Source organism: Vibrio mediterranei (assembly GCF_013364395.1).
Taxonomy (GTDB): Bacteria; Pseudomonadota; Gammaproteobacteria; order Enterobacterales; family Vibrionaceae; genus Vibrio; species Vibrio mediterranei.
The window spans coordinates 100,369-112,103 of sequence record NZ_JABXGK010000007.1 but is presented as its reverse complement, the minus strand read 5'-3'; the positions used below and the strand labels follow the sequence as shown (position 1 = coordinate 112,103).

Sequence of the window (11,735 nt, the reverse complement as noted above, 5' to 3'; positions counted from 1 at the left end):
TCGGCTCAATGAATACTGACTTTAAACTACCTTAGTAATCTAAAGCTATTATCGTTCCAACAGAACGATAATGAATTGACTGTGCCAAGTCTTTCGACTTGATTGGTCACTCAGTTCATTGAAAACCTAATTTGAAACCGAAGTTTCTAATTTGATTATCATCAACGAGTGCCCACACAGATTGATAGGTCTATATTTTTAAAGAACATTTTCTAACTCTCAAGCCGCTTCGCGTCTCGTCGTTAGGGGTGCGTATCTTACGCTTCCCGTTTTGAGAGTCAAGCGTTTTTTTCAAACTTTCTTTTCTCTCTCAACCGACCCCGCTTTGTGACTTTCGTCTCACTCCGTGTCGGTGAGGCGGCATTATAGAGATCACTCAAACTATGACAAGTGTTTTTTTGAATTTATTTTTCGTTCGCACAAAAAGCCATCGATACGGTGTTTTTTCGATAAAAATTCAACATTTGAAATACATCACACCAATTAATTGGAAAAATCACACTCAACTACGTAATATTCTTATATCTATTTGTTAACGATAGATGCCATTATTCGTAAATAAAAAAGTAGTACTTTAATATGGACTCCAATAAATCTCTTTTTCTTGTAGTAGCAATTGCTATATTAGGCGGTATTGTATTTTCTCAATTCGCTGACGTACCACCAGCTGTTGCTTTTGTCATCGGTGTAGTAGCCACCTTTTTTGTTGTTAAGTTTTCTACTGCTTCACCAACACCATCTGCAGAAACTACAAAGTCGACCAAAACTCTCTACGTCGGCAATCTTCCTTATAAAGCAAATGAATCTCACGTAAAGGAGCTCTTTGCTGAGCATGGTGAGGTATTTGCCGTTAGGTTAATGAAGGATAAACGCACAGGTAAACGACGTGGGTTTGGTTTTGTCGTGATGGCGAGCTCCGATGCAAAAGCGGCAATCAAAGCTCTAAATGAAAAGGATTATATGCAACGTACTTTGAAAGTGCGTATTGCTAATGATCCGAAGCACCCTGAATCGGCAACAACTGAACAGGAGTAAAACAGAGTTGTCGTAATGTTTTATTTAGTGCTTCTTTTTCAAAAGGAGGAGCACTACTAAACGCCTCCATGGTTCCTTGTCCCAAAGATGCCTCTTTTATCTCCAATAGACTTTCAACTCTTCTTGCAATTGCGGCTCCTGAATCAACTAATTCAACACAGTCTCCCAATACCAATGCTATTTCTTCCTTAATAAGAGGAAAGTGGGTACAGCCTAATACTGCTACATCAATTTTTCCTTTAATCGGAGAAAGTATGAGTTCCAACTCTTGAAGGTCGACCTGCTCATTCCTCAGCTTTTGCTCTGCCATTTCAACTAATCGACTATCACCTATCAGCTTTACTTCTTTATCAGTAGCAAAGTTACGAATTAAGTCATGAGTATATTGGCGAGTAATCGTTGCTGGTGTAGCAATCAAGCCAACTGCTGTTTTAGAGAGTAGTGAAGCTGGCTTAATGGCAGGGACGACGCCAACCACAGGAATGTCTATTCGTTTTCTTAAATGAGGGAGCACAATAGTACTGGCCGTATTGCAAGCAATAACAACAATATCGACCGCTTTGCGCTGCATCATTTGTTGTATCAGTGTACAGGTGCGGTTTACTAGTGTTTCAGGTGCTAATTCACCGTAGGGATACGCCTCATTATCGAATAGATAGATATAGTTTTCTTGAGGTAAGCGTTGGACTATTTCTTTAAATACAGAAAGTCCCCCCACACCAGAGTCAAATATTAGTATATTTTTTCGATTCATTGATTAACGTATCACGCTCACTACTAACCTGTTCGCCAACATAATACTCATAACCCTATTGTCGGTAAACTTATCCGCGAAGTTCTGACTCAACGCTGTATCTTAGATGACTGAATCTCGGCGCTGATTCAATTTCAACCTGTTGAATGGAAATAGGGTGACTAAAATACCTCGAGTTACAGACTAAGGTATGGAATTCCCCATCTTCTCCACAAGGGTCAACATTATTAGGTAATTCTTGAATAAGCTCGTCGGTATAAACTTTTCCACAAAATGTTTCCGAAAGCACATTTCTATCGACGGTAACCAACACTGTCTCAATCCCTCTGGCAATGATCTCCTGTGCAAGCTTTGCGCTACTTTCACCAACCAAAGGAAAAACCGCCTCTAGCCCCGCTGGTTCGACATAGCTTTTTCTATATTCAACAATTCCATTACAGAACATGTCACCAAATGCTATCCCATCTACTGCCAAGCCAGAAGATTTTACCCCCTCAATAACGAGCGCTTGGTAAACATCGTTAGGTGGGAAAACTTCTGGCAGCTCTATCGTTACTAATGGCATCCCTAACCTATCTGCTTGCAATTGAACGACTTCTAATGGGGTTACTTGAAATGGAACCTCACCTTTAACATGAGTGGTGTAAAGACCAACGACATTATAATTTGGAGATTCCATTAGTCGTTCGAATGTAAGGGTTGAATCTTTGCCAGATGACCAACTGATGATGATGTTTTTCATTTAGGACTACCTATTAAAAAGCGCCTCTTAATTGGAGGCGCTGTTTGCTATTAGAACTGATACATGGCATTCACGTAGTAATTACGTTCTGGTGTTTTATAGCCACTCACCGTTTCATACTCTTCATCGAATAAGTTGCCAACTTTCGCACCTAGACTTAGGCCGTTATCAAAGTAGTAGGTGCCGGCAATATCAACTAACGAATAAGGGTCTAATACTTGAGTATTGGCTGCATCATTATAGCGTTTCCCTTGATATAGGTAGCTTAGCTCGAATCTCCAAGAGGCAATATTATATGAGGCATTCCACTTCCCGCTATTGCGAGCTCGTCTTACTAAGTCCTTACCTGTGCTTTCATCTTTAGCATCTAGATAGTCGTACGACACCTCATGCTCAATCGCTCCGGTATCAAAACGAGTTACTAGTTCAATACCTTCAATCTTAGCTTTGTTTATATTGACGTTCGTTGAACCATTACTGGCAATCATCTTATCCACATTACTGCGATAAGCGCCTAATCTAAATCCTAATAAAGCAAACTCACCCTCTAAAGCAATTTCAGAGGTAGCTGACTCTTCAGGGACCAGATTTGGATTACCTTCATAACAGCCCCATGGACCACACTCTTTAGGCCAATACAGTTCATTAAAAGTAGGTGCCTTAAATGCTGTTCCATGCATGGCTACAACCTTTAATTGCTCTGTGACATTCACACCTCCACCTAACTGGTAAGTGGTGTAGTTTCCATAGGCACTATTGTCATCATGTCGAACATTAGCTTCTAGTGATAAGCGTTCTTGATTGTAGAGTGCACCTAAGAAGACGGCTCCATTGTCTCGAGTGTCTTTAGTCATAGCTTTAGTTGTGTTATCAACTTTATCTTTGTACCAATCAATGCCGCCCAAGAAACTCAATTCATCATTGATTTTTACGTTGTTATTCCAATTTACTGCAACGCGATTGGTCGAAATAGTCCCTTCTGGCTCTCCTTGACCATAAGATTTCGCTTTATCTTGATTCGTCGTCAGTGTCAGCGAAGAATCAAAGTTATTACGCATATAGTCACCAGCAACACTAAAACTGTACAAGTCACTATCTGACTTATCTACACCAGTCCAAGGGTTATCAAATTCAGTATTATGTTTTTGGTAATAACCATTGGCCTTTAGTTGCCAGTTTTGATCCAATCGTTTACCCATATCGAGGACTAGATATTGACTGGTATAGCCATCGTCATCCGCATCTATTGGATTAGTGCTGGTCGGTTGGACATTGTAGCCATTACTAGACTGATGAGTGGCTGTCAGATTGAGCCATCCATTCTCCGCATCACCTAACGATAATGTTCCACCAAGGTTGTAACTTCCAAAGCTTCCCGCTCCAGCTTTAACTCTACTTGGAGAGCCATTTTTATTAGTGGTGATAATATTAACCACACCGCTTACGGCATCAGAACCATATACCGCAGCACGGGCACCACGGATAATTTCGATACGTTGCACACCATCAAGAGGAATGGCTGACAGATTCGCAGCACCTGTTGTTGCACTCCCAATTCGAACACCGTTGATTAATACCAAAGTGTTCTTACTAGAGCGACCTCGAATATACAGTTCGGCATTTTGACCAATGCCACCTTGGTTTGCGATCTGTACGCCAGGTAAACGTCGTAATATCTCAGAAACTGATTTAGCTTGAATAGCGTCAATTTGCTCACGATCAACAACTTCAATTGGAGCAAGAACATCTTTCAGTTGCTGTTCAACACGGTTCGCTGTCACGACCATGGTTTCATTTGCGAGTTTGCTTTGTTCACTTGGGTTTGTTGCTTCTGCCAGTGAAAAAGAAGCATAAGAAGAGAGCGATGCAGCCACTGCTATCGCCAAAAATGATTTGTTCATTTGTTATGTTGTCCTAAATCGCGTAAGTCCTACCAAGCTAGCGTTGTTGGTTAACGAAGCTTGGCTGCTGGCAGGTATTCGGACTCAAGAGCGTAAGGATCACAGTGAACCTAAACCTACTGCCTCGACTTCCCGTAACTCGTACAGTGTCATTTGAGGGGTCGTTCTCTTTTACCGCTGCGCGTCAGTTCTGGATTTACACCAGATTCCCTTTTCAGTGAGATTCCTTTGTCATTCTCACACCAGCTAGGCGGAATGGTATTAACAACATGGTAATTTGTCTATAACAGATTGAACTAAGCTATAGATATCCAGCCATATTGAGAGACAATTCTGGGAAAAACTGGACAACGACGGGAGATTGAATAAAATCTGCCCTCCTTTTAAAAACTCATTACCGACGATAGGCAACCACAATGGCAAATCTCGACTTCACACCAGAAGGCTACCAAATTCAGCTCGAAGAAAAATCTCAACGATTGATCGATATGATGGCGCCTTATTCTGCTCCTGAACTCGAAGTATTTACTTCTCCAGAGAAGCACTATCGCATGCGTGCAGAATTCCGCGTTTGGCACGAAGGAGAGGACATGTATTACATCATGTTCAATCAAGAAACTCGTGAAAAGTATCGCGTTGACCAATTTCCAGCAGCAAGCCGCCTCATCAACGATTTGATGCCATTGCTTATGGATGCAATGAAAGGTAATGACGTTCTGCGTAAGAAACTATTCCAAGTAGACTTTCTCTCTACACTCAGTGGTGAAATTCTGGTTTCGTTGCTGTATCACCGTCAATTAGATGATGCTTGGAAAGCAGAAGCAAAAGCCCTCAAGCAACGCCTTAATGATGAGGGGTTCAAACTCAACCTCATTGGCCGTGCTCGTAAGATGAAAATCGTCTTAGACCAAGACTATGTGCTAGAAACCTTGCATGTAAATGGTCAGCCATACCACTACCAACAAGTAGAGAATAGCTTCACTCAGCCAAATGGTCCCGTGGCTCAGAAAATGCTGGAATGGGCGGTGGACTGTACCCAAGAAAGCAAAGGTGACTTGCTGGAGCTTTACTGCGGTAATGGCAACTTTTCACTTGCATTGGCGCAAAACTTTGAACGCGTTCTCGCGACAGAGTTAGCCAAGCCTTCAGTTGACTCGGCACAATTCAATATCGCTGAAAACAAGATTGATAATGTACAAATTATTCGAATGTCTGCTGAAGAATTCACTGAAGCGATGGAAGGAAAGCGTGAATTTCGCCGTCTACAGCAACAGAATGTCGATTTGAAAAGCTATAACTGCAACACGATTTTTGTCGACCCACCGCGCGCTGGTATGGATATTGATACATGTAAAATGGTGCAAGGTTACCAACGTATTCTGTATATTTCGTGCAACCCAGAAACACTGAAAGACAATTTAGATGTACTAAGTGAAACTCACACTATTACTCGATTTGCGCTGTTCGACCAGTTCCCGTTTACTCATCACATAGAAGCCGGTGTGTTGTTAGAACGTAAAGCGTAATCCGCCACAGCATAAACAAAAAAACGAGCCCAAGCGGCTCGTTTTTTATTCGCGGATATTAATAATACCTATTAGGCTTCTTTCATAATGTAGCCAAGTTTCTTACCAATCCAGAACAGTAGAACCAATACAACGATGATCGCGAAGAAGTTGGAGCCGGCATCTGGGTACTGGGCTTTAGTGAAAGCCGAATGACCAAATGCGCCAACAAAAAACGCAGCCAAACCTACCATCGGGAAGTCTTCTGGAATTGGGTTCTTTAGGTACTCTTGATATAGCGCTTGAACAGATAGAACAAGAGCTATCAGAGGGAAAATAGAGAATGCGACTTCGCTAACAGTTAGCCAAGACAACATTGCATTACCACACATACCAGCGATAAGTGCTAGCACTAGGGTTTTCTTACCGCTATTACGGCTTTCGGAGGATACTTCATTGGACATTAGTTCAACCCTTCTTTTTGACGGTTTCTTTCACGTTCTTTGCGATACCAGTGTGCGCCTTTGGCAACTATCCTAAGTTGGACAATTAACCTTTCTGCCAGTTCATATCTTTCTTTCTTATTAAGATCGAGTGCTTCAGCACCAGAACTGAATACCAAGATAACCGAAGCTTCAGCCTGAGCGATTGCTTCATCACGGTCCATGCCCGTGCTCACAAGGTATTCGGTTAATTCTGCTGAAAAATGCTGGATCTCACGAGCGACTGCGGCTCGAAAGTCAAATGATGTACCCGAACGCTCTCGCAACAATAAGCGAAAAACGTTAGGACTACTTTCAATGAACTCCATAAAGGTTTCAACCGAAGTACGAATCACACTACCTTCTTTGACAATACGTTGGCGCGCTTGTCGCATCAATTGTCTCAGCAACAAGCCTCCTTCATCTACCATGGTGAGTCCCAACTCATCCATGTCTTTGAAGTGACGATAAAAGGACGTTGGTGCAATACCAGCCTCTCGTGCCACTTCGCGTAAACTCAAATTTGAAAAGCTGCGATCAGCACTTAACTGGCTAAAAGCAGCATCGATCAATGAACGACGCGTTTTCTCTTTTTGTTGTGCACGGATACCCATTGATTTCATGTTTTACCTAGGTTTACTTGTTGACTACCATTCATACGGTAATTGAGGGAGTGCTGGTAATATAGCGCGAATAGCCTGTTTGTATAAGCCTATGCAAAAGGATTTTTAATAAAACACTTTGTAAGTCTCACTTCACTTTGCAACTCAACATATTCTATAAAATTGGCAGCTTACAAAGGCTAAACCACATAAGGTATGGCAACTTAAGACAAATCTCGTGATCTTTCACACCCTATCACGGCAACTTGGTTTACCAAGGTTAATAATCCGTTAGAATCTCGCTAACAAGAATTTAAGCAATGTTAACGCCGCAATGCCTGCTGTTGTGCCTAAATAGGCAAGCCTAACTGGAGGTCTTTTGCGTGATGCAGTTAGGTACAACGAGGATATACACTATGAGTCGCTCCAAACATTTTGATGCCATCGTGATAGGAAGTGGACCCGGTGGTGAAGGTGCTGCTATGGGACTGACTAAAGCAGGACTGAACGTTGCCATCATAGAAAAAGAAAGCAGCGTTGGTGGTGGATGTACTCACTGGGGCACTATCCCATCAAAGGCACTCAGACATGCGGTCAGCCGTATTATCGAGTTCAACAGCAACCCACTGTTCTGTGGCAATAACACCAGCCTCCACTCTACCTTCTCTAATATTCTTGGTCATGCCAAAACCGTGATAGATAAGCAAACTCGACTGCGCCAAGGGTTCTATGACCGAAATGAGTGTACGTTACTGTTTGGCACGGCTCGCTTCGTCGATTCAAATACTCTGGAAGTCACGAAAACTGACGGCACCGTCGATACCTACACGGCCGATAAATTTGTTATCGCGACAGGCTCTAGACCTTATCGCCCAGACGATGTTGACTTTACCCATCCTCGTATCTACGACAGCGACTCTATATTGTCACTAGAACATGACCCAAGGCACATCATTATTTACGGTGCGGGGGTTATTGGTTGTGAATACGCCTCGATCTTCCGTGGCTTAGATGTCAAAACAGACCTTATCAATACTCGCGAGCGTCTGCTGGCATTTTTAGATAATGAAATGTCTGACTCACTGTCGTACCACTTCTGGAACAGCGGCATGATGATTCGTAATGATGAAACCTACGCCAAAATAGAAGGGACCGAAGACGGCGTCATCATTCATCTGAACTCAGGGAAGAAAATGCGCGCTGACTGCTTACTGTATGCAAATGGCCGAACGGGTAATACTGACGCGTTAAACTTATCTGCAGTGGGCCTAAGTGCTGATTCTCGTGGACAACTGAAAGTCGATAGTAACTATCAAACCGATGTTGACCACGTGTATGCCGTGGGTGATGTAATTGGTTACCCTAGTTTGGCTAGTGCAGCTTATGACCAAGGCCGTTTCGTCGCCCAAGCCATCACGCAAGGTGAAGCAGACGGTAAACTGATTGAAGACATTCCAACAGGTATCTATACCATTCCAGAAATCAGTTCTGTCGGTAAAACAGAGCAAGAACTTACCGAAGCAAAAGTCCCTTACGAAGTAGGGCGTTCATCGTTTAAACATCTTGCTCGAGCTCAGATTGCTGGCAAAGACGTGGGAAGCTTGAAGATTTTGTTCCATCGCGAAACCAAAGAAATCTTAGGTATCCACTGTTTCGGTGAGCGTGCTGCGGAAATCATCCACATCGGCCAAGCGATAATGGAGCAAAAAGGCGAAGCAAATACCATCGAGTACTTTGTTAACACGACCTTTAACTATCCAACCATGGCTGAAGCCTACCGCGTAGCGGCGCTTAATGGTTTGAATCGCTTATTCTAGTGTTTAACGAAAGTAAAAAAAGGCGGCTTGATAGCCGCCTTTTTTATGCTTCGAGGAAGGTTTTGCTGCGCCATTGATGCAAAAAGATCATGGCTAACCCAAAGCCTCTCATTCCCATAAAACTCAGCATGGCTAACCAAAGTGCATGATTACCCATTCCACTTGTTATGTGGAAAATGGCAAAGAAGCTACAGGTCGCAACAAACATGCTGTTTCTCATATCTCGACCTTTAGTGGCTCCAATAAAGATGCCATCAAACAAGAAACACCACATCGACACCAAAGGCATAGCAATCAACCAAGGTAAGAACACCATCGCTTGTTGTTGGACATCGGGAATACTGGTAATTAAACCAATCAAATTACTGCCCCACGCCATAAAGACCACCGTCAGACCACTACAAATAATCAAACTCCAGAAGAAGGTAGCAAGCAGCGACTCGGTTAGCGCCGTTCGACTCTTTGCACCGATCGCCTTACCGACCATGGCTTCCATCGCATAAGCAAAACCATCCATGCCATAAGAGATGATCATTAAAAAGCTCATCAACACAGCGTTAGCAGCCACAATGTCATCACCAAAAGCCGCACCTTGGAAGGTCATAAAGCTAAACGTCGCTTGTAGGCAAAGAGAGCGTAAGAAAATATCTCGGTTCAGTTTTACAAAACGACCAATATCACTTGCGACACCGGACAGCAATGAGCGTATAGCAGGCAACTGACGATGACTCCAAGTACGCCATACGCACCAAAGTCCGAAAGCACAACCCGAGTAATCGGCGATCACAGATGCTAACGCCGCCCCTTCGACTTTCCAGCCCAAGCCGATGACAAATAGAACATCAAGCACAATATTGACTACATTGGTGATGATTACCATCCACATCGGTGCTTTGGCATTTTGTGTACCCAGTAACCAACCCAGTAGTACAAAGTTGAGTAGTGACGCAGGCGCACTCCAAGCACGGATCGAAAAATACTGGTGACCATAGTATTTCACATCCTCACTAGCACTACTCAATGAGAAGACAAGGTCGGCGATGACGCTGTGCAGCAATAAAAATGCCAACGCAAAGCCCAACGCCATCAGTGTTCCCTGCAAAAATACTAAGGCGAGCTGCCGATTATCCTGAGCACCAAAAGATTGAGCTGTCAGCCCAGTTGTCGACATTCTAAGAAAGCCGAGTAACCAAAAGGTCACACTGATCATCGTGCTACCGAGTGCCACGCCTCCGAGATACCAAGAATGCTCTAAATGACCAATAACTGCGGCATCCACTAACCCCAGAAGCGGCACGGTAATATTCGAAAGCACCATGGGAATGGCTAATAGCAAGACACGGCGATGAAGTTCAATATTAGACAGAGTAGAGAAATATTGTCGAAACACGCAGACCCCAAAAACAACACCACCATAGAAACTATGGTGGTGGTTAAAAAATAGTTGGGGCTATAGTAGCGTTAATTGACCCTAGGTTCCTACTCCTACCATTCAATATTGATCACGTTCGGTGTTAATCGATGCTTATAAAGTGGCAGCTTGGCGATAATACGTTGCCACTTAGACCAGCGCTGACAATGTTGGTCGATGGGTGAAAGGAGTGACACTTTATGAATCCACGGCAACCAATTCAGCAATTTCTGAGTTGGGCGGCGCAGACCATGTTGATAACGCTCGCCTCCCATCCTTTTACCCAACCGCGAGGTCGTCAAATCACCGGCCAACACCACACACGCCTGAGCATGTTGAAAATAGCAACCGATCGATTGGATAAAGTGTGCAATGCGGTTTTCTCTTCTTTCAAGTAGTGCTTGCTCACAAACCACTAGTACAGGTCTGTCATTTGGAACCGATAAAGATTGTAGCCAGCTCATATCATCAATAGATCCGCACCTTAATTGATAACGTTCACTTTTATGGAACAATCGTTGTCGCCAAACAAGGTGTTCATTGGTATCTACTTCAACCCAATGACAACGACCATTATCAAGGCGATAAAATCGGGTATCGAGCCGAGCTCCAACGTTGATAACCCAGCCATCAGGGTTGGTTTCGAGAAAGCGCTTTACTTGAAGATCACAAATTTGTGTCAGAGTGGCATGGAGAAGCTGACTTTGATCTACATTACCGGTGAGACAATCGGGAGCGAGATGACAACGACGGCAAGCATGAGCTGCAATAGGGTCATAAATAATGCCATCATCTAATAGGCTTTCGCGACTTCGAAACCAAAGAGGTCGAAGCAACTTAGTTGGCACATCAAAATGCTCTGACTCACGACTCGTTTGATTTTTCATTTCCCACCCTCCGAAAGAGTGCAAATGATAATCGATATCAATTAACTTCACAAGACAAATGATAACTAATGTCATTTATCTTGTGAGCAAACGTAAAAAAAGCGACAGGAAGACCTGTCGCTTTCTATCGCCATACGGCGAAACTGTTAGCATCTTTTGATGCTTCACAAATATCCGTTTGTTATTTGTGCTTCCACTGCTAATTCTTGTTTGTCATCATCCTGATGCGTTTTCGCGTTCCCTAGCAAAGCCATTTGCGCGAGTTCTTCCTAAACCCTGTCCGTTTAAGTTCTCATCCTGAGAAAAGTTGACCATCCTTATCCGCCTGTACTCCTAGTACAAGCCAATCCGTTGTGTTTCTTCTAACCTTCCTAGTTAGACATCCTTGAAAACCATCTTGGTCTGAAATCCCTGTGCCTACTTCCTGTCGACAAGGAACAATTTACCCGAGCGAGGATTGAAAACAACCTGCAGAGCGCTTTTTTCATGTTGCCTTTACAGAAGAATGAACAAAAATCATTAATTTCAAACACTTAAATTTAGTTACTGGCAGTTTAGTGACAGCAAGTATGGCAAATATCTCACAACCTCATCAGCCA

General features: G+C 43.2%; 10 protein-coding genes and 1 riboswitch. Of the genes, 3 read left to right on the top strand and 7 right to left on the bottom strand.

Annotation, left to right across the window (positions count from 1 at the left end; translation table 11 throughout):
* Positions 1–579: 579 nt before the first annotated feature.
* The gene (locus HOP38_RS17030) at positions 580–1,035 is read left to right on the top strand and encodes an RNA recognition motif domain-containing protein (RefSeq protein WP_006075693.1); all 456 of its coding nucleotides are present in this window, start codon (positions 580–582) and stop codon (positions 1,033–1,035) included.
* Here HOP38_RS17030 and murI read toward each other — a convergent pair.
* The 3 genes from murI to HOP38_RS17015 all read right to left on the bottom strand — a co-directional run bounded on the left by murI (position 989) and on the right by HOP38_RS17015 (position 4,432).
* Positions 989–1,789 carry a glutamate racemase gene (gene murI, locus HOP38_RS17025; RefSeq protein ID WP_124940506.1) on the bottom strand — a complete coding sequence of 267 codons (801 nt, stop codon included), beginning with the start codon at positions 1,787–1,789 and terminating at the stop codon, positions 989–991. The genes HOP38_RS17030 and murI overlap by 47 nt on opposite strands.
* Positions 1,790–1,859: 70 nt before the next feature.
* The gene (locus tag HOP38_RS17020) at positions 1,860–2,531 is read right to left on the bottom strand and encodes a Dph6-related ATP pyrophosphatase (protein WP_124940505.1); all 672 of its coding nucleotides are present in this window, start codon (positions 2,529–2,531) and stop codon (positions 1,860–1,862) included.
* A 50-nt stretch (positions 2,532–2,581) separates the two neighbouring features.
* Positions 2,582–4,432: a TonB-dependent receptor domain-containing protein gene (locus HOP38_RS17015; RefSeq protein WP_124940504.1), complete on the bottom strand. Its 1,851-nt coding sequence runs from the start codon at positions 4,430–4,432 to the stop codon at positions 2,582–2,584.
* A 52-nt stretch (positions 4,433–4,484) separates the two neighbouring features.
* Positions 4,485–4,694: riboswitch (cobalamin riboswitch) on the bottom strand.
* 154 nt (positions 4,695–4,848) lie between these two features.
* Between HOP38_RS17015 and trmA the strand changes: the two genes are divergently transcribed.
* Positions 4,849–5,958 carry a tRNA (uridine(54)-C5)-methyltransferase TrmA gene (gene trmA, locus HOP38_RS17010; protein ID WP_006075524.1) on the top strand — a complete coding sequence of 370 codons (1,110 nt, stop codon included), beginning with the start codon at positions 4,849–4,851 and terminating at the stop codon, positions 5,956–5,958.
* Positions 5,959–6,029: 71 nt separating this feature from the next.
* On the opposite strand, the gene HOP38_RS17005 is transcribed toward trmA, so the two are convergent.
* Together HOP38_RS17005 and fabR are read right to left on the bottom strand one after the other, a co-directional pair.
* Positions 6,030–6,401 (bottom strand): YijD family membrane protein, encoded by a 372-nt coding sequence (locus HOP38_RS17005; protein WP_006075523.1) that lies wholly within the window; start codon positions 6,399–6,401, stop codon positions 6,030–6,032.
* Positions 6,401–7,042 (bottom strand): HTH-type transcriptional repressor FabR, encoded by a 642-nt coding sequence (fabR, locus tag HOP38_RS17000; RefSeq protein WP_006075522.1) that lies wholly within the window; start codon positions 7,040–7,042, stop codon positions 6,401–6,403. The genes HOP38_RS17005 and fabR overlap by 1 nt, the downstream gene beginning before the upstream one ends.
* A 395-nt stretch (positions 7,043–7,437) precedes the next feature.
* On the opposite strand from fabR, the gene sthA reads away from it, so the two are divergent.
* Complete coding sequence (gene sthA / locus HOP38_RS16995) at positions 7,438–8,838, top strand: Si-specific NAD(P)(+) transhydrogenase (protein ID WP_038228742.1); 1,401 nt, start codon at positions 7,438–7,440, stop codon at positions 8,836–8,838.
* Between the two features lie 43 nt (positions 8,839–8,881).
* On the opposite strand, the gene dinF is transcribed toward sthA, so the two are convergent.
* Both dinF and HOP38_RS16985 read right to left on the bottom strand, forming a co-directional pair.
* Positions 8,882–10,228: an MATE family efflux transporter DinF gene (gene dinF, locus HOP38_RS16990; protein WP_124940503.1), complete on the bottom strand. Its 1,347-nt coding sequence runs from the start codon at positions 10,226–10,228 to the stop codon at positions 8,882–8,884.
* A gap of 95 nt (positions 10,229–10,323) precedes the next feature.
* Positions 10,324–11,136 carry a class I SAM-dependent methyltransferase gene (locus HOP38_RS16985; RefSeq protein ID WP_038165398.1) on the bottom strand — a complete coding sequence of 271 codons (813 nt, stop codon included), beginning with the start codon at positions 11,134–11,136 and terminating at the stop codon, positions 10,324–10,326.
* Positions 11,137–11,735 lie beyond the last annotated feature (599 nt).

Excerpts from the sequence above, each read along its gene's own strand:
- HOP38_RS17030 (WP_006075693.1), top strand. The coding sequence starts at position 580 with ATGGACTCCAATAAATCTCTTTTTCTTGTAGTAGCAATTGCTATATTA.
- murI (WP_124940506.1), bottom strand. The coding sequence starts at position 1,789 with ATGAATCGAAAAAATATACTAATATTTGACTCTGGTGTGGGGGGACTT.
- HOP38_RS17020 (WP_124940505.1), bottom strand. The coding sequence starts at position 2,531 with ATGAAAAACATCATCATCAGTTGGTCATCTGGCAAAGATTCAACCCTT.
- HOP38_RS17015 (WP_124940504.1), bottom strand. The coding sequence starts at position 4,432 with ATGAACAAATCATTTTTGGCGATAGCAGTGGCTGCATCGCTCTCTTCT.
- trmA (WP_006075524.1), top strand. The coding sequence starts at position 4,849 with ATGGCAAATCTCGACTTCACACCAGAAGGCTACCAAATTCAGCTCGAA.
- HOP38_RS17005 (WP_006075523.1), bottom strand. The coding sequence starts at position 6,401 with ATGTCCAATGAAGTATCCTCCGAAAGCCGTAATAGCGGTAAGAAAACC.
- fabR (WP_006075522.1), bottom strand. The coding sequence starts at position 7,042 with ATGAAATCAATGGGTATCCGTGCACAACAAAAAGAGAAAACGCGTCGT.
- sthA (WP_038228742.1), top strand. The coding sequence starts at position 7,438 with ATGAGTCGCTCCAAACATTTTGATGCCATCGTGATAGGAAGTGGACCC.
- HOP38_RS16985 (WP_038165398.1), bottom strand. The coding sequence starts at position 11,136 with ATGAAAAATCAAACGAGTCGTGAGTCAGAGCATTTTGATGTGCCAACT.